We start from the raw sequence: 21121 nt of genomic DNA on the forward strand, positions 1-21121 counted from the left end.
AAGCGGGCTGGCAGCGACGCTACTTGGGCGTCGTGCTGGGCTCCCTTCAGGGAGCGATCCCGCTGCTGATCGGGCTTCTCGCCCTGCGTCTGGGCGTGTTCGAGCGGCACGCGGTCGGTTGGCGACTCCTCATCGCCGTCACTCTCATTGGCGTGCCATGGTGGGTGTTCGGTCAGTTTCGTCTCGACCAGAAACTCTGGCCAGCCGCATGGGTGATCCCTTCAGTGCGTGTCGCGGCGGGAATCAAGAGTGGGTTTGGACTCGCTTACCGCTGGCAGCTGGGACTCCATGCGATCTATATCCTGGCTATCACGCTGCTCGTCGACAGGTCGCAAACGTGGGAGCGCAGGCTCACCGCGGTCTTCGGCGCGGCTGGCCGGATGGCGCTCACGAACTACGTGATTCAGTTCGCCGTGATAGGCATCGTGTTCGGCAACTACGCAATCGACGCAAAGACAATCACCCCTCAACTCGGACTGGCTGGCGCGGGAACCCTATTTGGCGCACTCATAGTGTTCAGCCGGTGGTGGCTGGCGCGATTCCGCTTCGGGCCCGCTGAGTGGTTGCTTCGGTCACTGACGTATGCGAGGTTTCAGCCCTTTCGTCGGCCTGAGGCAGTGGAAGTGTGAACCAAGCGAACACAGCAGTGTGGCAAGTGTCGGTCGTCTGATGCCCCGTACCGGGACGAGTGGAGCCCTCGTTTTCGAGGTGCACCGTTACGCTACCTGAAGATGGAGCCGACGAACCGGTAGTCTAGTGCGATCCTGTCGCAGCGGCGCACCGCTCGCTCGTAGTTGCTCAGCCCACCACCCTATCGGCAGCGTACCGAAATCCAGTGATTGCTGAGACAACCCAGCCTCCGAGGTCGCTACCGCGGATAGCGCCGAACTTACGGCGAAACCAGATGGCTATCCTCGAGGAGTTTCCGGTACGGGGAAGAACCCGGTCGACGACCGTCAGCCCGATGACGGCTCTTAGAGGCAGGATCTCGCGATCTCCAGGTCAAGAAGCCGGAGCTCGCGATCACCGATACAAGAGGCCGGAGGGCGCGATCGCAAGTTCAACAGGCCGGAACGCAGTCGATCGATCCTGTCTCACGACTCCCGTCGAAGAGGCGCGAAGACGCGTCAGGGCCGCACGATAAGGCCGATCCAGCCTTCCTCGCTGGCCTGCCATTCGATCCTCGCGCGACTGGCAAACGCCTCCAGAACTCCCGTGGCTTCTTCGACGGTGATGCCGCTCAGAATCGCCGCGCCACCCGGCCGGCAGAGTGTCAGCACGTCGTCGGCCGACGAGGCCAGCATCGCGCCCGTCAGGTTGGCCAGCACGATGTCGGCCTGGGGCAGGCGCTCAGCTCTGAAATCGGCCTGCCGGAAGGTAAGCGTCGTGGGATCGCCGTTCAATGCCGCATTGGTGCGCGCCGAATCCAGCGCGTCGGGATCGACATCGACCGCCAGCACGGATGACGCTCCTAGCAGCGCCGACGCGATCGCGAGCACACCGGATCCCGTGCCGATATCCAGCACCGCCCGCCCGTGCGGGCTCACTCGCTGGAGGGCCTGGAGGCACAGCCGTGTGGTCGAGTGATGCCCACTGCCGAATCCCATGCCCGGTTCGATGACGATGGTCAAGGCATCCGGCGTCGGCGCGACAGCCGCGGGGTCCCACGGCGGAGCCACGACAACCCCGCCTACTCGGATGGCGTGTATCGCCGCCTGACTTCGACGAGCCCAGTCTTCGTCTGGCACGTCGACTTCCTCGATCGCCAGACCCGCGTCAATCAGATCGCCGAGAGCGCCGACGGCCTGGTCCCGCGCAACGGTGTCTCGGAAACAGACCCGCCAGACGTCTGCGGACGGTTCTTCAATGGCGACGACATCAAGGCCGTCGAGGCAGGCCGAAACACGGTCCTGCAGCGATACGGCCGGTTCGGAGGTCTCGCCGACAACGTTCACGCCCGGCCGGTCGCAACCAGGTTGGTCATTCGGAAAGGTCAGCGTCAGTGCCGGCCAGGTTCGCATCAGCTGAACAGATCCTTGACGCGACCGAACACGCCGCGGTCCTCGGATTCCTGGCCCGGCTTCCGGACTTCGACCTTGTCAGGCGGCAGCACTTTGGCGAGATGCTGGATGGCGGCCTTCTGTTCCTTGGTGAGCTTCTTGGGGGTCTTCGCCTGGACGAGCACATGGAGATCGCCGCGACCCCGCCCGCTGACGTTCGGCACGCCCTTGCCTCGGATGCGGAAGACCGTACCGGCGTCAGTGCCGTCCGGGATCCGGAGCGACTCCTCGCTATCCACGGTCGGGACGGTGATCTCTCCCCCGAGAGCCAGCGTCGAGAAGTTGACGGCCACCTCGCAGTAGAGGTCGTCGCCCTCACGCTTGAAGAACTCGTGCTCCTGGACCTGGACGACGACGTAGAGATCGCCTGCGGGCCCGCCCATGGCCCCGGCCTCTCCCTCGCTGTACAGGCGGAGGCGCTGGCCGCTCGAAATCCCGGCCGGGATCTTGACGGTGAGCTTGCGATCTCGGGTGAGTTGTCCCGTGCCTCGACACGCGGCGCACGGGTTCGCGATGACCGACCCCGATCCATTGCATGACCCGCACGTGCGGGAGACGACGAAGAAGCCCTGCTGGTAGCGAAGTTGTCCCCGGCCCTGGCATTGTGGACAGCGCGTCGGCGCACTGCCGGCTGCGGCGCCCGTCCCCCGGCATGTGTCGCACTGTTCGAGCCGGGGAATCTGGATCGCGGTCTCGACGCCGCGGGCGGCCTCTTCGAAACTGATTTCGAGATCGTAGCGCAGGTCTGATCCGCGCTGTGGCCCGCCCCGGCGGCGGCCTCCTCCAAACATGTCGCCAAGCCCGAAGATGTCACCGAGTCCGCCGAAGATGTCTTCGAAGCCCTGGAACACGGACGGGTCGAATCCGCCACCGGTGGAGTTTCCGACGCCCGCGTGGCCGAACCGATCGTAGGAGGCTCGCTTGTCGCGATCGGCAATCACCGCGTACGCTTCGGCAGCTTCCTTGAATTTCTCCTCGGCGGACTTGTCGCCCGGATTGCGATCGGGATGGTACTGCAGTGCCAGCTTGCGGTACGCGCTCTTAATTTCCTGTTCGGATGCCGTCCGCGCGAGACCGAGCACTTCGTAGTAATCTCGCCTGCTCACGCCCGGGCCACCTTGACCGTCGCCGGCCGGAGCAGGCGATCGCCGGCCATGTAGCCGCGTCTGAACTGCTCGATCACTTCCCCATCGCGCCGGTCGGGTGCTTCTTCAGAGACGACGGCTTGATGCAGGTGTGGGTCGAAATCCTGGCCGAGCGCGTCGAACGGCGTCACGCCGCGCCGCCTCAACAGTTCCACCATCTGTCGATAGATGAGCTCGACGCCCTGGCGGTACGCCTCGGCCTGTTCGCCGGCGGCCTCGGCCTTCAGCGCGCGCTCGAGGTCATCGATAATCGGCAACATCTCCAGAAACACGTCGGTCACGGTCCGGTCTGCCTGTTCGCGGCGCTCGCGGTCGACTCTCCGGCGGTAGTTGTCGAACTCGGCCGACGTGCGCAGCAGGCGGTCGTAATACTGGTCGCGCTCCTGCTCGAGCGCCTGTTCCCGGGTCGGAGTCTCGGTGTCCGAGACCGCGTCCCGGTCGGGCCTCCCCGTCGGAACAACCGGCGCGTCGTCGTCGGCCGCGCCGACCTGATCGGGTTCATTCATCTCTTCTGTCATGGTTCAAAATGCTCGAACTAGGTATCTCTCGGGGTCTTCTGGCCTGACGGTTCGGTGAGTACGCGGGAGACCGCCTGCGCCGCGCCGTCCACCATCGAGATGGCCCTGGCGTAGTGCATTCGCAGCGGACCGATCAGGCCGACCGACCCGGTGTCCCTGCCATCCGAATACGTCGACGCGACCAGGCTGAACTGGCGGAGGGTCGGATCGGAATGCTCGGCCCCGATGATGACCGTGAGGCCAGGCGTGTCGATGTACTCGTTCAACAGCTGGACGAGGCGATGTTTCTCTTCGATCAGGCGGACCAGCACGCCCAGCGCCGCCAGCGTGATGCCGCTGGACGGGGCCGACACTTCGTCGACCAGGGCTGAGGTGCCGTCGACAAAGAGCGAGACCTGATGGCCCAGCCCTTCAAACGTCGAGCGCGCCAGTCGCAACGCCCGGGCCATCAAACGGTCGTAGAGGATGCGGTCGTGGGACATGCGTTCCAGCACCGCGTCACGGACTGCCGCCAGGGACATGCCGGAGAACTCGATGTTCAGATAGTTGGCCGCCTGCTCGAGTTCGCCCGCGGCCACCTCGTCTTCGAGTTCGATGACCTTATGGCTGACCTGCGAATTGCGTGCGACAACGATGACGAGCACGCGGCCCGACCCGAGCGGCACGAACTCGATGCGCTGGAACTCCGCCGTACCGGCAGACGGCGTCGTCGCGAATGCGACATGACGCGAGGCCTGTGAGAGCATGTGCGGCACGGCCGAAATCACCGTGTCGAAGTCAGGCCGGCCGCCAATCCGCTCGAGCATCTGCGCCTCGACCGACGAGGTCGCACGCGAGACCCGCGGGCGGGTCAGCAGGCTGTTTACGTAGATCCGGTAGCCGGAATCGGTCGGCACGCGGCCGGCCGACGTGTGAGGCTGCCGGACATAGCCGAGCTTCTCCAGCCGTGCGAGGACGTTGCGAATCGTCGCTGACGACAAACCGAAGCCGCCTCGGCGCACAAGTACCTGCGAGGCCACGGGTTCGCCCGAGTCGATGTGCTCCCGCACCAGCGTCGCGAGAATGCGGCGCGAACGCTCGTTGAGAGACAGCGGTTCTATGGCCATGGTTTTCCGCACGCGGGCACGTCAGGCCCTGTTGCCATTATACCAACGTCGGAAGAAGTAGACGGCAAGCACCAGGAGTGCGACTCAAATCCCGGCACGCAACGCGAGAGCTCTCGCCTCGGTCCTGGCCTCCGCCGCGATCTCGACGGGATCGAGGTGCGCAAGCGCGAAGTCGCTCACCAGCATCTGGCCATCTACGATCGTCGTGCTGACGTCGGTTCCGCGTGCCGCATAGACCAGCGTGGAATACGGATCGGGCCCTGGCGTGGTGTGCAATCGGCTCACGTCAACGACGATGAGATCGGCTCGCTTGCCGACCTCGATCGACCCGATGTCCGCCTGCAATCGCAGAGCCCGCGCGCCTTCGCGCGTGGCCATCCAGACGACGTCGCGGGCTGGCAACGCCCCTGGCCCGTTCCGCACCGCCTGGATGACTGCCGCGAGGCGCATCTCCTCGAACATGTCGAGGCGGTTGTTGCACGCGGCGCCGTCGGCGCCGAGCGACACACAGATGCCCCGCGCCCGCAGTTCTGGAATCGGGGCCAGGCCGCTCCCGAGCTTCAGATTCGAGCCGGGACAGTGGAGCACCTTGCAATCGTGTTCGGCCATCAGCGCCTGTTCGTGCGGGTCGACCCAGATGCAGTGCGCGAGGCAAAGCCGCGGCGACGTAAGGCCGATGTCCGCGAAGTACTCAAGGTTGCGGCGGCCCGTGAGCCGCTCGACGATACGTACTTCCTCTTGCTGCTCGGACGCGTGGGTATGGACCAGGACATCCGCACTCGCCGACAGCGACGCCACGGCTTCGAGCAGCGCTCGCGAGCAGGACACGGCGAAGCGGGGAGCGAAGGCCGCGGAGAGCCGCCCGTTGGCCGCGCCGGTCCATCGCCGCTGGATATCCAGGCTGTCGTCGATCGAGGCCTGCGTGTCTTCGAGCAGGCGCCGCGGCACCTGCGCGTCGGCGTCCATCATGCACTTCCCGATCGTCGCTCGCAGGCCCGTCCCCGCGATCGCATCGAACACCACGTCGGTGTCATGGACGGTTTCCATCGTCAGCGCCGTTGTCGTGCCCGTCAACAGCAACTCGCAGGCAGCCAGTCGGGCCGAGGCCCGGAGCGACGCAGGCGTGTGGGCCGCCTCCATCGGCCACACCCGCAGGCGCAGCCAGTCGATCAGCGCGAGATCGTCGGCATATCCTCGGAACAGCGTCTGACACAGGTGCACGTGTGTCTGGATGAAACCTGGCAGCACCAGCGAGCCTGACGCGTCGACGGTGCGATCGTGCGGTCCTTCGATCCCTCCGCCAATGGCGGCGATCCGGCCATCGCGCACCGACACGTCGCCGATGAAGACGTCCATGGCGTCGTTCATCGTGAGGATCGTTCCGCCGCGAATCAGGATGCTCGACACGAACTATGCTCCGGTGCAGACCAGTTTCATGGACAAGGCCGAGGTCTCCGGCTGCTCGATCGCGCCTCGCCGGACAGCCACCAGTTCCGCGACGATGCTGACGGCAATCTCCTCGGGGGTGACGGCGCCGATTCGCAGGCCAATCGGCGCACGGACGGCGTCGAGCCACGCAGGGGCGACGCCAGACTGCGCCAGGGCTTCTCTGATGCGCGCCACCTTGACCCGGCTGCCAATCATCCCGACGTAGCGGAATGCGCGACCGGCCAGGGCCTGCATGGCGGTCAAATCGTGCTTATGGCCTCGCGTGACCACCACCACGTACGCCGACGGCGGCAGTTCGGTTCGCGCCAGCCAGTCCGGGATCGGCTCGACGGCGACCTCGACAGCGTCCGGAAACCGGGCAGGGCTCGCGAACTTGCCGCGATCGTCGACGACATGAACACGGAAGCCGACATCGTGGGCGACGGCCGCGAGATGCTGGCTGATGTGTCCCGCGCCGATCAGGTAGACGTGCGGGGACGGGTCGAGCGGTTCGATGAAGACCTCCATCTGTCCTCCGCAGATGAGCCCGTGTTCTTCGGCGACGTCATCGGTCAGATCGTAGCGGACGACCTGTGCTGTTCGCGTGCGGATGAGCTCGCGGGCCTTGCCGGCCGCGTCGTTCTCGTAGCATCCGCCGCCGATGGTTCCGACGGTGCGTCCGTCTTCCCAGACGAGCATCTTTGCGCCAACGCGCTGGGGCGTGGATCCGCGAGTCGCGACGATGGTGACCAGCGCCGCCGCCTCGCCGAGTTCGAGGGCGCGGACGACGGCGGAAAAGACCGCTTCCTGCACGCCGCGATTATACAGGGGAGTCGGGATGTTCTAGAACTTGTGCAGCGTGCAGATCTCGGTCGGCTCGGTACCGATCAGAAACGCCTCGGAGAACACCCGAGGGCACGCCGGCTGCGCGATCTTGCCGGTGTCACGATCGATGTCCACGAAGGTGATGCCGTCGGGCACCCCAAACGACGTGCGGGGACGTCCGGCGAGCGCGCCCATCATGAAGCGGGTCCAGATCGGGAGCGCCGCGACCGCGCCACTCAGTCCGAGCGGCTGGTTGTCGTCGAAGCCCACCCACACCGCCGTCAGCAGCTCAGGCGTGAATCCGACGAACCAGGCGTCGCGCAGATCGTTGGTCGTGCCGGTCTTGCCGGCGGCGTCTGCGCTGAATCCGTAACTGCGTGCGCTCGCGCCGGTCCCTTCATTGAGCACGCTGCGCATCATATTGGTGACCAGGAAGGTCGCGTCGCGCCGGGTGATGCGCCTGGCGGGCGGGGTGACCACTCGAACCTCGTGTCCGCCGTTGAAGATGCGGCTGAGCGCGCGGAGAGGGCGAAGTTCGCCATAGTTCGGAAAGATCGTGTACGCCGTCGCGACTTCGAACGGCGTGGCTTCGAAGACCCCGAGCGCGATGGACGGATACGGCTTGGGCACGGTGCTCGATCCGACCTGCTTCCAGAGGTTCGCGACCTTGTCATAGCCCGTCATTTCGGCCACCTTGACGGTGGCGGTGTTGCGCGAGTGGGCCAGCGCGCGCCGGAGCGTGATGGCCCCGTCGTACTCATTCTCGTAGTTGCCCGGCGTCCACTCCTTACCCTCAAATGTGAACGTCGTCTGTACGTCATCGACGATCGTGGCTGGCGTGATGTCGGTCAGCCCCTCGTGGGCGGCGTTCTCGAAGGCGGCCAGGTAGACGAAGGGCTTGAAGACCGATCCTGGCTGACGCCTCGCCGCCAGCGCACGGTTGAACTGGGACTGGCTGTACGTGCGCCCGCCGACCAGCGCCAGGATGTCGCCCGTGCGCGGATCAACGGCGATCAGCGCCACCTGCGCCCGGGTCTTGATCTTGCGCCGGCTCAGCTGGAGGTCGATCTGCGCCAGGCCGTCGTGCACGGCGTCCTGGGCGATGCGTTGCTGGTTGATGTCGAGCGTCGTGTAGATCTCGACGGGCAACGTGCTGGCCAGCAGCCCGGGATACTGCTCGGCCAGCACCTGGCCCAGCAGGTCGATGAAGTAAGGGGCTTCGGTATCGAGCGCATGAGCGGCGATCTGGACCGGCTCTCGTCCGGCGCGCTCGGCCGCCGCCGTGCTCACGTATCCGGCGTCAGCCATCGCCTGAAGGACGACGTTGCGGCGGTCCCGCGCCCGCGTGGTCGACGAGAACGGCGAGTGCGTGAAGGGCGCCTGGATCACGCCGGCGATCGTGGCCGCTTCGGCCAGCGACAGGTTCGTCACGTCCTTGCCGAAAAACAGCCGCGCGGCTTCGGGCACACCGTGAATGCCGAACGATCCCCGCTGCCCGAGGTAAACGTCGTTCAGGTAGAGCTCGAGGATCTCGTCTTTCGTGGCCCGCGTCTCGAGTACCACTGCGAGAAACTGTTCCTGCAACTTGCGACGCCACGACTTCTCCGGCGTCAGAAAGAAGTTCTTGATCAGCTGCTGGGTCAGCGTGCTGGCGCCCACCAGGTACGGCTTGTTTCCCCGGATGTTGGTGATGACGGCACCGACAATGCGGATTGGATCAATCCCGGGATGCTCGTAGAACCGGCGGTCCTCGATCGCGAGCACGGCCTGGACCATCATTCTGGGAATCAGGCTCAGCGACACGCGACGCCGCTTCTCGCGGTTGGCCGTCACCAGCGCCGTCATCAACGGCCGCTCGAGCTGCACCGCGCCAATGGCCTGTGCTCCAGCCACGTCGATCCTGTCGATGACCGTCGTCGGCAGCGGCTTGCCATCGGGCCCGAACGGCCGGGGGTCCCGAGGGCCAAGCGATCTGAGCGTGACGCGGATGCTGCGGCCGGCCTGATCGCCACCCCGGGGAAGCACGGTCAACAGGTTGTCGATGCGGGCGAACTCGCCGGGCTTCTCCGCCTTCGCACGCTCCGCATAGCCGAGGTCGTTGAGCCGGTCGACAATCTGCTGCCCCGAGAGCCATTGACCACGGCGGATCTCGAAGGGCCTCGCGAAGACCTTGGGAATCGTCCGCACGCGCTCACCGTGGAGCCGTTCATCGATCAGCCTCGCAAACGTGACGTAGTAGTACCCGGTGACGGCCAGCGCCACCACGAGCGGGATCCCGAGCACGAGCGCGATCCACCGCTTGAGGCGCCGCTTCCGCTGCTTGGGTCGGGCCGGCTTCTTGGCTGATGTGGCGTCAGGCGTCACGGAGGTTCCCTAAATCGTCAGAATCCAGTGCGAGCCCGGATCGATCGAGAGGTCGCTCATCAGTCGATCGATCAGGGCCGGTCCGTAGCGGTTCAGAAAATACACAAATCCGGTCGACCGCTCCTGGGCCTGTCCGGCCGGAAACGCCTGCGCCTGCGTGCGCCCGAATTGCCGCCGGAGCGTCTCGTCGCGCTTCTTGGCGGCATGGATGATCTTGCCATGCAGCCCCTGGAGCTCATGTCGAAGGCGGCCCGCCACCGACCGGGCTGCACCTTCCAGCGTCGGATCGAGCGCCGGCAGGGCGTCGATCAGTACCTGCATCCGCTGCCCGATGGCCGAGTCCGCTTCGTGAAGCGCCTGTTCAACCGCGGGTGGCAGCTGCGATTCGAGGAGGCGATTGAGCGTGCCCTCGTCCCGTGCGTGCAGCGTCTCGAGAGACACGCCGTACTTCGCCAGAAAGCGCACGCTGGCGGAATCGAGCAGCGTGGCCGACGCGCGCTGGTACATCAGGGGCATCGGGACGCCAAAATCGGCGTAGACCGCTTTGAGCTGCCCGAGATAGGCCAGTTCGTTCGGGCCCGCCACGTAGGCGATGGTCGGGAAGAGCGCATCCTGCACGATCGGGCGGAGCAGCACGTTTGGGCTGAATGCCGCCGGCGCCGACGCGGTCAGCTCGACGAGTGACTTCCGATCCATCGCACGTCCACCCACCACAAACCGGCCATCGGCTAGCGTGATCGCCTGGCGGCCGCCGTCGAGATGAAACATCGACACCTGGTCGGGCGCTGGCACAACCTGGGCGTGATAGCCGAGACCCACCAGGCGCTCGCCGGCCTCGGCAGCGAGCTTGGCGGTATGGCCCGCAGACGCGGCTTCGTGCGCGAAGATGTGGGCGACCAGCGGCTTGGCAGCCGGATCGGCGGCGTCGTAGACAATCAAGCCCAACTCGCCCAGGAGTGACTCCAGCCAGCGGCCGAACGCCTCGGACATGCCATGGCCCGGCTGGTACGCGCCGCGGATCTTCGTCAGCAGGCTGCTCGTAAATTCCGTAGGCGGAAGCACGTCGGCCAGCCGATCGACGCAGGCAGACACACTTGCGTCCAGCCGCACCTGGGCTACCGGTACCTCGCCCGCGCGCGCCGGACTCGGCAGGCTGATAGTGGCAGACTGCAGATCGGCGTCGAGCACCTGGCAGTGATCGACCTCGTTCCAGTCGTGATCTTCCGATTCAATCCAGAACACCGCCTCGGCGGGAACCTGGTAGTCCTGCCGGATGCGTGCCGCGAGTTTCAGCGCCGTGATGGCCTTGAGCAGGGTATAGAGCGGGCCGCCAAACAGCCCCGCCTGTTGGCCCGTGACGACTGCGACCGAGCGGGGATCGCGGAGCCGGTCGGATGCCGCCAAGGCCTCAGGCGGCGCTCCGCGGTACCGCTGCTGCCGCGTCAGCGCATCAGACAAACCGGCTCGGTTCCGGGGATGCGTCTGGGCGCGCTCGATCGCTTTTCGCCACGCTTCCGGTTGGCGAGGGTCCCCGGCGAAGAAGTCGAGCAGGCGATCGGCGCCGTCCGAATAGTCAGCCGCCAGGCGGCGGATTCCCGGGTAGAGGCGCATGTCAACCGCCTGATCAACGACGCCGGAGGAAGCAGAATCGGGATATGGGGTCACCGAGAGCTACTGTCTCAGACGCCCCAGTGACTGTCAAGCCGACCGCCGGTCAGTTGTTCGCCCAGTCGAACGCTTCGCGCGTCCTGGCGATCAACGCCCCCTCGCGGGCAATTGAAGCCACAGAAGTTCCGTGTTAGTGTTCCGAATCAGCAGTTCAGTGACAGACAGGCCGGCGAACGCCTGATTCGACACTCGAACCTCGGGCCACTGGTCGATGTAAGGACTTGACTCCAGGTACTTCCTACTCGCCGCCTCCGGCCTTTGGCCGGTTCAGACTCCAGCATCAGATTGGCGCCGGCGTCCTGGGCCCCGTTTTTCGCACGCTGGACGAACAGGACCAGCACCTGGTCGCGGTCAAGGCATTTACCCTCGATATCACGCCGGAGCGGGCAGCGGAGTTGTCCGACCGGCTGCAACGCCTGGTCGACATCGACCTCGGGCACCCTCATATCGCGTTGCCGATTGCCACCGGTGTTGAAGAGTCGGTCGCGTACTTGGCCCAGCAGTACGTCGAGGGCGAGTCGCTCGATGCCGCCATCCGCCAGTATGGACCGGCGCCTGCCGCTGATGTTTTGCGCATGATCGGGCACGCCGCCGAGGCATTGGATTTAGCCGCGCGCGTCGGCGTGTTTCACGGGTCGCTCCATCCGAGGGACATCATGGTGACGCCGGTCGAGACTCGCGTCACCGGCCTTGGAGTGCCGATGGCTCTCGAGGGGATCGGTCAGCACGGGCCGATCCGGCGGCCGTATGCAGCCCCTGAGCGGGAATCGGGGCTCGAATGGGGAGCGGCGGCCGACGTATTTTCGCTCGCGGTCATCGCGTACGAGGTGCTCACCGGGCGCCGCGCACTGCCGGGGACTGAGCAACCGTTCCCGGGACTCGCCGACATCCAGGTGCATGATGTCGCCGCGCTGCGCGAGTTGTTCGAGACCGCGATCGATCCGGATCCTGATCGCCGGCCGGCCAATGCGCGCGATTTCGCGAGCGCGATGGCCCTGACGCTGGTGGAAGGTGGAATCGTACGCGCGCCGGGCGACCGGGCGGGCGGCTCGCGTCGCAAGATCAAGCCCAGAGCTCCCAAACTGCCGGGCCTCGACGATCCACCATATGCGGCGGAAGCCTCGGGCGCAGTGCTCCCGGTGGCGGAACTGAAGAGCGAACCGGCTCCGGCCGTGGATGTCCCGATGCCGGCGGCGCCGGTGGAGGATCGCCGAGAGCTGAGATACGACTGGGACACCGAGGAGGCTGAGCCCGGCCACCGCATCGATGAGGCCGAGTCGCTCGATGCGGCCCCGGGAGCGCCGGACCTCGCCGTTCCACCTGGCGTCGAACCATCAGAGCGATACGAGCTTCGGATGAGACCGACGCCGCGTCTGGAGCCGGTCGTTCCGATTATCTCGACGCGGCCTGACGCCCCGCCTCCCGAAGCATGGGACGAGGCCGACACGGACGTATCCCCGTCGCTCCTGGCTGCCGAGCCCGCCGAATCACCATCCGCGCCGCCGCGATCAGCCGGGCCCGATTCTGCCGTCGATGACGCGCGGGATCCGGGAGCGCTCGGGCTCGATCTGCCTGTGCCGCGAGCGATTGACCCGACGCGGGGAGGTGAGAATTTCTCGCGCCCGCCAAGGCGCTACGAGCCTGACGAGGCGCCGCAGACCAAACGGTCCTATGCGCCGATTGCGATCGCCGCCGTAGCCGGCCTGCTGCTGGGCTTGCTCGGGGGCTACGAAATGGGTGCGCGGTGGGGAGCCCAACCCACTCCCGCGACCGCGGCCGTGGCCCAGACTCAGTCGGTGCCGGCTGGTGAGACGGCACGCCGGCCATCTGCGACCGCTCCGGCTCCGGTGTCCGCGCCGACTCCAATCGCCGTGCCGGCCTCGGCCGTGCCGGCAAAGCGCGCGGCCGTTGCTCCGGTCACGCGTGCCCCCGCCGCGCCGCGCAAGCCCACGGCGAAGAAGCCGGTTCCCACATCTGCGGTTTCCTTTGACTCGCGTCCACCCGGGGCGCGCGTGATTCTCGACGGCAAGGACGTGGGCATCACGCCGTTCACGCTGAACAGGGTTGCCCCCGGGCGCCACACCGTCGAACTGAGGCTTGCGGGTTTCGGCCCGTGGACCACCTCCATCACAGTCGTCGCGGGCAAGCCGCGGCGTGTGTCGGCATCACTCGAGAGGAACATCTCGCGGTGAAGGCCGTTCTCGCCTTGGAAGATGGTTCCTGGTTCCAGGGCACGGCCGCCGGCGCGGAAGGCACCGCGTCTGGCGAAGTCGTGTTCAACACCGGGATGACCGGCTACCAGGAAATCCTGACCGATCCGTCGTACGCCGGACAGATGGTCACGATGACCTGCCCCGAAATAGGCAATTACGGGGTGACCCCCGATGATGTGGAATCGAGGGGGCCGCAGGTGTCGGGCTTCATCATGCGCAGCCCGTCGCCGGTCGCCAGCAACTGGCGGGCAACCGGCACTCTGCGCGAGTATCTGACGGCCGCCGGCGTCGTCGCCATCGGCGACATCGACACGCGCGCGCTCACGCGCCGGCTTCGCTCGGCCGGTGTGATGCGCGGCGTGATTGCGACAGGATCCGCGTGCGACCCTGACGATCTGGTGATGCGGGCGCGGGCCGTGCCATCAATGGTCGGCGCCGATCTGGTGCGGCAGGTCACGTGCGCCGAACCGTTCGACTGGCCTCCGGCCGACGCCGCGGCCGGAATCGGCGGCTACGGGTTTCCTGTTGCGCGGCCTGCCACCAGGCGCTTGCGCGTCGCGGCCTACGACTTCGGGATGAAGTGGAATATTCTCCGCCGACTCGCGGCCTACGGCTGCGCCGTTCGCGTGTATCCCGCGGCCACGCCGGCGGAGATGCTGATCGCGGACCGGCCCGACGGCGTGTTCCTGAGCAATGGCCCCGGCGATCCCGCCGCGCTGCCGTATGTCATTGCCAATGTGCAGGCACTCGTGGCTGGCGATCTGCCGCTGTTTGGCATCTGCCTCGGGCACCAGGTGCTGGGCCTGGCGCTCGGCGCGCGGACATTCAAGATGAAGTTCGGGCATCGGGGATCGAATCATCCGGTGAAGCACCACGAGACGGGCCGGGTCGAGATCACGTCGCAAAACCACGGCTTCGCCGTGGATCCGGAGACGCTGCCGCCCGATCTGATAGTGACGCACACCAATTTGTACGACGGGACCCTCGAGGGCTTCCGTCATCGCCGCAAGCCGATCTTCAGCGTCCAGTACCATCCGGAGGCCTCGCCCGGGCCACACGACGCGGACTACCTGTTCGGAATGTTTGTTGACGCGATGGAGCGCGGTTAGATGCCTCGCCGAACAGACATCAGGCGCGTGCTGGTGGTCGGAGCCGGGCCGATCGTGATCGGCCAGGCGTGCGAGTTCGACTATTCGGGATCGCAGGCGTGCAAGGCGCTGCGCAGCGAGGGCATCGAGGTGGTGCTGGTCAACAGCAATCCCGCCACGATCATGACCGACCCCGAGCTCGCCGATCGCACCTACGTCGAGCCGCTCACCCCCGAGTTCCTCGAGGCGATCATCGCCCGCGAACGGCCTGATGCGCTCCTGCCGACGGTGGGCGGCCAGACGGCCCTGAATCTGGCCATCACGCTGGCAAGACGCGGCGTGCTCGACCGCTACGGCGTCCGGCTCATTGGCGCGTCGGTCGAAGCGATCGAGGTGGCCGAGGATCGCCTGAAGTTCCGCGACGCGATGCGCGACATCGATATCGAAGTGCCGCAAAGCGGCTACGCGCGCTCGCTCGAAGACGCGCTCGAACTGGTCAAGACGCTCGGCTTCCCGTCGGTCATCCGCCCGTCGTTCACGCTAGGCGGCGTCGGCGCGGGCATCGCCTACAACATCGACGAGTTCCACGAGGTCGTTCGCCGCGGCCTCGCGATGAGCCCGGTGCACGAGATCCTGATCGAGGAATCCGTGATCGGGTGGAAGGAATTCGAGCTCGAGGTGATGCGCGACGCCGCCGACAACTTCGTGGTCATCTGCTCGATCGAGAACATCGATCCGATGGGCGTGCACACGGGCGACAGCATCACCGTCGCACCGGCGCTCACCCTGACAGACAAGGAATACCAGCGGATGCGCGATGCCGCACGGCGCATCATCACGAGGATTGGCGTCGAAACGGGCGGGTCGAACATCCAGTTCGCCATCAACCCGCGCGACGGACGCATGGTCGCGATCGAGATGAACCCGCGCGTGTCCCGGTCGTCGGCGCTGGCGTCGAAGGCGACGGGCTTTCCGATCGCGAAGATTGCCGCCAAGCTCGCGCTGGGGTATCACCTCGACGAGATTCCCAACGACATCACCCGGCTGACGCCGGCCTCCTTCGAACCGGCCATCGACTACGTGGTCGTCAAGATCCCTCGCTGGAACTTCGAGAAGTTCCCGGAGGCGGATCGCACGCTGATGACCCAGATGAAATCGGTGGGCGAGGTGATGGCCATCGGCCGCACCTTCAAAGAGGCCTTCATGAAGGCCGTGCGCTCGCTCGAAATGGGGCGTTCGAGTCTGCTGTTCGAAGATGCGGCCTCGCGGGAGGAAGACGACGACGAACTGCGGCAGCGGTTGTCCACGCCGAACGACCGCCGGATCTGGAGCGTATTCGAAGCGCTCGATCGCGGATGGCCGCTCGCCAGCCTGTACGGCCTGACGATGATCGATCCCTGGTTTCTGAACCAGTTCGCCGAACTGGTGGACCAGCGGCGGGAACTGGGGAAGACGGACATCGCGGACCTTGGCGAGGAGGAACTGCGCCGGGCCAAGCGCGCCGGATTCAGCGATGCGCAGATCGGCAGTTCGGTCGGGGCCAGCGAGGCGATCGTGCGCGCGACACGTGAGGCGCTGGGTGTGCGCGCGGTCTACAAACGCATCGACACGTGCGCGGCGGAGTTCGAGTCCTTCACGCCGTACCTCTACGGGACCTACGAACGGGAGTGCGAATCCGCACCCACGCCGGCCCGCAAGGTCATCATTCTCGGCAGCGGTCCCAACCGGATCGGGCAGGGGATCGAGTTCGACTACTGCTGCTGCCACGCCGTCTTCGGCCTGCGGGACGAAGGGTTCGAGACGGTGATGGTGAACTGCAACCCGGAAACGGTGTCGACCGACTACGACACGTCCGACCGGTTGTACTTCGAGCCGCTGACGCTCGAAGACGTGCTGGCCATCGTCGAGAAGGAACGGGAGGCCGGTGGGGAGGTAGCGTGTCTCGTACAGTTCGGCGGGCAGACACCGCTGAAGCTGTCGCTGCCGTTGCAGAACGCGGGTGTGCGCATCCTCGGGACCTCGCCCGATTCAATCGACCTGGCGGAGGATCGCAAGCGCTTCTCGGCGCTGCTTACCGGCCTCGGGATACCTCAGCCGAAAAGCGGGACGGCGACGTCGCGCGACGAGGCACGCGACGTGGCGGCGTCGATCGGGTACCCGATCGTGGTGCGCCCGTCGTACGTGCTGGGCGGCCGCGCCATGGCGATTGTCTACGACCCGGGCGCGCTCGATCGCTACATGACGACGGCTGTGGACGCGTCACCCGACCACCCGGTGCTGATTGACCGGTTCCTCGAAGACGCCTTCGAGCTTGACGTCGATGCGGTCGCCGATGCGACCGGCGCCGTGATGATCGGCGGCGTGATGGAGCATATCGAAGAGGCCGGGATCCATTCGGGCGACAGTTCGTGCGTCATTCCGCCATACCTGGTGGCCGAACACCACCTCGCGACGATTCGCGACTACACGCGACGCATCGCGAGAGCGCTGGGCGTTGTCGGACTGATGAACGCGCAGTACGCGATCATGAACGAGACCGTCTACGTCCTCGAGGTCAATCCCCGCGCCTCACGGACCGTGCCGTACCTGTCGAAGGCGACCGGTGTGCCGCTGGCGAAGGTCGCGGCCAGGGTGATGGCCGGGCGATCGCTGGCTGAGCTCGGGCTGACCGACGACCTCACCGTCGACGGCGTGTTCGTCAAGACGCCGGTGTTTCCGTTCATCAGATTCCCGGGGGTCGATACGATTCTCGGGCCCGAGATGAAGTCCACCGGCGAGGTGATGGGCGGAGCGTCGACGTTCGGAGAGGCGTTCGCCAAGGCGTACCTCTCGGTGGGCCAGCAGCTGCCGGCGTCCGGCACCGTGTTTGTCAGCGTCAATAACCATGACAAGCCCAACGTCCTGGCGACCGTGCGCGACCTCGCATCGCTTGGGTTCCAGATCGTGGCGAGCCGGGGGACGGCCGCGTACCTTCGCGTGCACGGCGTGGACGTCGACACCGTCTTCAAGGTCAACGAGGGCCGGCCGAACGTCGCCGATCAGGTGGTCAACGGCCAGATTCAGCTCATCATCAACACGCCGCTTGGACGGGCGTCGTTCTTCGACGATCGCGCCGTTCGCCGTGCGGCCATGCTGCACGGCGTCCCCTGTATCACGACGCTGACGGGCGCGGCGGCCGCCGTGAGCGCCATCCGGGCGCTGGGGACGCACCCGCTCGACGTGCGTGCGCTCCAGGACCATCACGCAGGATCTGCCAACCGCTGAGCCCCTATCGATCGCAGAATCTGACAGGGCCTGACATGGTCTGACGGCGGGAGCTGCATTTTCGGCCCCTGTTGCCGCGCACCGTGTGGCACCCGACTTGCCACCTCGTGACACGTGCACTACCCGTGCGTACCTCCAGTGCTCGCCCTTCTGTGTGGCGTTGCCGCCGGCTGCGCCTGGCACATGCCCTCGCACATCTCCATCGCCGCCGCAGGCCTCGCGTGGGGATTGGCGCTCGCGAGTCTGATGATTCGTTCGACCGGCCGGTTCGTCGCCAGCGCGCTGGCGGGATTTGCCGTGTGCGGCGTCGGGCTCGGTTCGAGCGCCACGTGGGCCGCACTCCACACGCCTGCCAGGGCGGCGCTCAAGGCGGCGCACGGGGTTACCGAGCTGACCGATGAGCCAAGCGGAGTGGTCGTCGTCACCGGGCGCTTGACGGAGGATGCGGCCCCCTCTGCTTCCGGCGGATCCCGTCTCGCGATGGAGTCGATGAGCCTCCGCGTCGAGGGTCGATCGTGGACTGCAGGCGGGGGCGTCGTCTTGAACGTGGTGGGCACGGTCGAACCGGCGGCAGCGGCGGCGTGGCGGCGCGGCAGAGTGGTCACGGTTCCGGCTCAACTGCGGCGCCCGGCGCGCTATCTGGATCCAGGAGTGCCCGACTTCGAGCTGATGCTGGCGCGGCGCGGAACGACACTGGTGGGGTTCGCGAAGAGCGGCCTGCTGGTCGAGGTGATCGCACGAGGCACCCCGATCGAGGAGGCGTGCGCCGAATTGCGGGCCAGGGCGCGCGGCGTGATCGACCGCGTGATTGGGAGGTGGAGTGCGCGGTCGGCCGCGGTGGCTCGCGCCGTGATTCTCGGGGACCGGACCGGCCTCGACGACGAGACGGAAGAGCGGCTGCAGCGGGCGGGAACGTATCACGTCATCGCGATCTCGGGCGGGAACATCGCGATTCTGGCCGGCCTTCTCTTCGTCACGGTCCGTCTGGTCACGCAAGTGCCCATCATCCCGGACGTCGGGGTGGCGGCCTGCCTGATCGGGTACGCGTTTCTCGTTGGCGGCGGCGCATCCGTCACGCGTGCGACAACGATGGCCGTTGTGCTGCTGGTGGCTCACGCATTTGACGGACGAGGTCGTCCGTTGAACGCGCTCGCGTGCGCAGCGGGTCTGAGTCTGACGATCCAACCGCTGATGATCTACGATGCCGGCGCGTGGCTCACCTACGGCGCGACACTCGCGATCATTGTCGGTTCACCGGTGGCGTTCGGGAGCCTGCCGCCGCTGCCACGGGCACTCAGGCCGGTTGTCGCCCTCTTTGTGGCGTCGCTCTCCGCCGAACTTGCGCTGTTCCCGATTTCGGCAACCGTCTTTTCGCGAGTGACGGCGGCTGGGCTGGCGCTGAACTTCGCAGCGATTCCGCTGATGACCGTCGTTCAGATCGGGGGCATGTGCGTCCTGGGACTCGCGGGACTGTCGGCCCCGCTTGCGAGTCTTGCGGGCGTCGTCACTCACGCGGCGGCATGGGGATTGGTCGAGAGCGCCAGGTTCGTCGATCTGGTTCCCTGGCTGACTACCAGGCTGCCTCCCCCCGAATCGGTCGCGATCGTCGTCTACTACATAGCCTGGTGTGTCCTCTTCGCGATCCGGCCGGAAGTGGAGTCTCGGGTCCGTCTCATCTTCCGCGTTCGATGTGTCGCGGCGCTCGTCGTCGTCGCCGCCGGCATCTGGATCGTCGCGGCGCCGGTCGTCAGCCGGGGCGCGGCAGGCCGACTGCGTGTGACGTTCATCGACGTCGGACAGGGCGATGCGACCCTCATTCAATTCCCCTCTGGTCACGCGTGGATGATCGACGCCGGAGGAGCAACCGGACCGCGGTTCGACATCGCGCGTCGGGTCATCGAGCCTGTGGTCTGGACGCGTGGTGTGAGGCAACTGGCACACCTCGTCCTGACACACGGCGATGCGGACCACATCGGTGGAGCTCCGTCCCTGGTGCGCGACCTGGTGCCCGATGAGGTCTGGGAAGGAACTCCCGTCCCGAAACACGAACCGCTGCGCCAGCTGCGCGATCTCGCGGGCGGGAGCGGCTCGGCGTGGCGCACGGTCCAGCGGGGCGATCAGATCCGGATCGCGGGCGTCGACCTCATCGTGTGGCATCCTCCGCCCGCCGACTGGGAGCGGCAGCGCGTCCGCAACGACGACTCCGTCGTCATTGAGCTGCGCTACGGACGTGTTGCGATCGTGCTGCCAGGAGACATCGAGGCGGCGAGCGAGCAGGCGCTGGCGCGCTTGCTCACGCCGGCGCCGATCACCATCGTGCAGGCTCCACATCATGGAAGCCCCTCGTCAAGCTCTGAGCCGCTTCTCCGGGCGCTGCTGCCGGCGGCCGTGGTGATGAGCGTCGGGAGGAACAACCGGTTCGGGCATCCCGGCCGGGATGTGGTGGAACGATACCGTGCAATTGGCGCCGCCGTGTTCCGGACCGATCAGGATGGCGCCGTCACGATCGAGACCGACGGGCGCACCGCGGACGTGAGGAGTTTCACCGGGCGCCGTCAGCGCCTGACGCCGGCGGCGCCGCATGCCGTTCCGCCTGTTTGACGCGGCCCCAGGCGGTCTCCATCTCGTCAAGGGTGTAGGAGGTGAGCGCTCTGCCGTGTTCCCGGAGACTCGCTTCCATCGAGCCGAATCGGCGTGTGAACTTGTCGTTGGCTTCGCGCAGCGCCGACTCCGGTTCGATCCCGAGTTTGCGCGAGAGGTTCGCGATGGCAAACAGCAGATCGCCCATTTCTTCTTCGGCCCGTGCCCGATCAGCAGCCAAACCGGAGCCGACCACCTCGCGCAGCTCCGCCACCTCCTCCTCGATCTTCGTCACGACGTCTGCCGCGCGTTCCCAGTCGAAACCGACCGCGGCGGCACGTGTGGAGACTTCGTGCGCGCGCAGCAACGCCGGCAGTGTCCTGGGCACGCCGCCGAGCGTCGTCTTGGGCTTGCCCGTGTCGGTGGTCTCGCGAGCCTTGACGCTTTCCCACAGCCGGATCACCTCGTCGGGCGTCATTGTGCTTGGCTCAGCCGGCTTCGCAGGTGTTCCCTCGTTCGGCCCGAAGACGTGGACGTGCCGGCGCACGAGCTTGTTCGAGATGGACTCGAGCGACTCGGCGATCGAGAAATCGCCGGCCTCGTCGCACAGTTGCGCAAGCAGCACCGCTTCGAAGATGAAGTCGCCGAGTTCTTCGCGAAGAGCCACCCGGTCGTCCCGGTCCAGGGCTTCGAGCACCTCGTAGGTTTCTTCGAGCAGGAAGGGCCGCAGCGTCTGAAGCGTCTGCGCCCGATCCCACGGGCAGCCGTTCGGACCGCGCAGATAGCGCACGATTTCGACCAGTCGGGCGAACGCATCGGCGGGTGTCGTTGGAGCCATGGGCGGTATGCTACCATGCCGATC

The 21121-nt window shown here is 66.4% G+C and carries 14 protein-coding genes; 5 read left to right on the forward strand and 9 right to left on the reverse strand.

Annotated elements, in window-relative coordinates:
- Nucleotides 1-629, forward strand: a 629-nt coding sequence (locus NTV05_09375; GenBank protein ID MCX6544612.1) for a DUF418 domain-containing protein, incomplete at its 5' end; no start/stop codon positions are given.
- Nucleotides 630-1127: 498 nt separating this feature from the next.
- Here the strand turns inward: NTV05_09375 and NTV05_09380 are convergent.
- From NTV05_09380 to bshC, 8 genes are all read right to left on the reverse strand, one after another.
- Nucleotides 1128-2021, reverse strand: a complete 894-nt coding sequence (locus tag NTV05_09380; protein ID MCX6544613.1) for a 50S ribosomal protein L11 methyltransferase — start codon at nt 2019-2021, stop codon at nt 1128-1130.
- Complete coding sequence (gene dnaJ, locus NTV05_09385) at nt 2021-3166, reverse strand: molecular chaperone DnaJ (protein MCX6544614.1); 1146 nt, start codon at nt 3164-3166, stop codon at nt 2021-2023. Before dnaJ ends, NTV05_09380 begins: the two co-directional genes overlap by 1 nt.
- Nucleotides 3163-3711 carry a nucleotide exchange factor GrpE gene (gene grpE / locus NTV05_09390; GenBank protein ID MCX6544615.1) on the reverse strand — a complete coding sequence of 183 codons (549 nt, stop codon included), beginning with the start codon at nt 3709-3711 and terminating at the stop codon, nt 3163-3165. Before grpE ends, dnaJ begins: the two co-directional genes overlap by 4 nt.
- A 29-nt stretch (nt 3712-3740) precedes the next feature.
- A complete protein-coding gene (gene hrcA, locus NTV05_09395; protein MCX6544616.1) occupies nt 3741-4829 on the reverse strand; it encodes a heat-inducible transcriptional repressor HrcA in 1089 nt (362 codons plus the stop codon).
- Between the two features lie 84 nt (nt 4830-4913).
- Nucleotides 4914-6236, reverse strand: a complete 1323-nt coding sequence (locus tag NTV05_09400; protein ID MCX6544617.1) for a 5'-deoxyadenosine deaminase — start codon at nt 6234-6236, stop codon at nt 4914-4916.
- Nucleotides 6237-6239: 3 nt separating this feature from the next.
- Complete coding sequence (locus tag NTV05_09405) at nt 6240-7070, reverse strand: XdhC/CoxI family protein (protein ID MCX6544618.1); 831 nt, start codon at nt 7068-7070, stop codon at nt 6240-6242.
- Nucleotides 7071-7100: 30 nt separating this feature from the next.
- Complete coding sequence (locus tag NTV05_09410; GenBank protein ID MCX6544619.1) at nt 7101-9446, reverse strand: PBP1A family penicillin-binding protein; 2346 nt, start codon at nt 9444-9446, stop codon at nt 7101-7103.
- Between the two features lie 9 nt (nt 9447-9455).
- Nucleotides 9456-11057, reverse strand: coding sequence for a bacillithiol biosynthesis cysteine-adding enzyme BshC (bshC, locus tag NTV05_09415; GenBank protein MCX6544620.1), 1602 nt, complete (start codon nt 11055-11057; stop codon nt 9456-9458).
- A gap of 278 nt (nt 11058-11335) precedes the next feature.
- Between bshC and NTV05_09420 the strand changes: the two genes are divergently transcribed.
- The 4 genes from NTV05_09420 to NTV05_09435 all read left to right on the forward strand — a co-directional run bounded on the left by NTV05_09420 (nt 11336) and on the right by NTV05_09435 (nt 20280).
- Nucleotides 11336-13306, forward strand: a complete 1971-nt coding sequence (locus NTV05_09420) for a PEGA domain-containing protein (protein ID MCX6544621.1) — start codon at nt 11336-11338, stop codon at nt 13304-13306.
- Nucleotides 13303-14436, forward strand: coding sequence for a glutamine-hydrolyzing carbamoyl-phosphate synthase small subunit (gene carA / locus NTV05_09425; GenBank protein MCX6544622.1), 1134 nt, complete (start codon nt 13303-13305; stop codon nt 14434-14436). The genes NTV05_09420 and carA overlap by 4 nt, the downstream gene beginning before the upstream one ends.
- Nucleotides 14437-17679 (forward strand): carbamoyl-phosphate synthase large subunit, encoded by a 3243-nt coding sequence (carB, locus tag NTV05_09430; GenBank protein ID MCX6544623.1) that lies wholly within the window; start codon nt 14437-14439, stop codon nt 17677-17679. It abuts the gene before it with no gap.
- Between the two features lie 183 nt (nt 17680-17862).
- On the forward strand, nt 17863-20280 hold the full coding sequence (locus NTV05_09435; GenBank protein MCX6544624.1) for a DNA internalization-related competence protein ComEC/Rec2: 2418 nt from the start codon (nt 17863-17865) through the stop codon (nt 20278-20280).
- On the opposite strand, the gene mazG is transcribed toward NTV05_09435, so the two are convergent.
- Nucleotides 20222-21097 (reverse strand): nucleoside triphosphate pyrophosphohydrolase, encoded by an 876-nt coding sequence (gene mazG / locus NTV05_09440; protein MCX6544625.1) that lies wholly within the window; start codon nt 21095-21097, stop codon nt 20222-20224. The two genes, NTV05_09435 and mazG, sit on opposite strands and share 59 nt — an antisense overlap.
- Between the last annotated feature and the right edge of the window lie 24 nt (nt 21098-21121).

The organism is Acidobacteriota bacterium (assembly GCA_026393755.1).
GTDB lineage: Bacteria > Acidobacteriota > Vicinamibacteria > Vicinamibacterales > JAKQTR01 > JBAXOX01.

Coding starts and splice junctions, on each gene's coding strand:
- NTV05_09380 (MCX6544613.1), bottom strand. CDS start 2,021: ATGCGAACCTGGCCGGCACTGACGCTGACCTTTCCGAATGACCAACCT.
- grpE (MCX6544615.1), bottom strand. CDS start 3,711: ATGAATGAACCCGATCAGGTCGGCGCGGCCGACGACGACGCGCCGGTT.
- hrcA (MCX6544616.1), bottom strand. CDS start 4,829: ATGGCCATAGAACCGCTGTCTCTCAACGAGCGTTCGCGCCGCATTCTC.
- bshC (MCX6544620.1), bottom strand. CDS start 11,057: ATGCGCCTCTACCCGGGAATCCGCCGCCTGGCGGCTGACTATTCGGAC.
- carB (MCX6544623.1), top strand. CDS start 14,437: ATGCCTCGCCGAACAGACATCAGGCGCGTGCTGGTGGTCGGAGCCGGG.
- NTV05_09435 (MCX6544624.1), top strand. CDS start 17,863: ATGCCCTCGCACATCTCCATCGCCGCCGCAGGCCTCGCGTGGGGATTG.
- mazG (MCX6544625.1), bottom strand. CDS start 21,097: ATGGCTCCAACGACACCCGCCGATGCGTTCGCCCGACTGGTCGAAATC.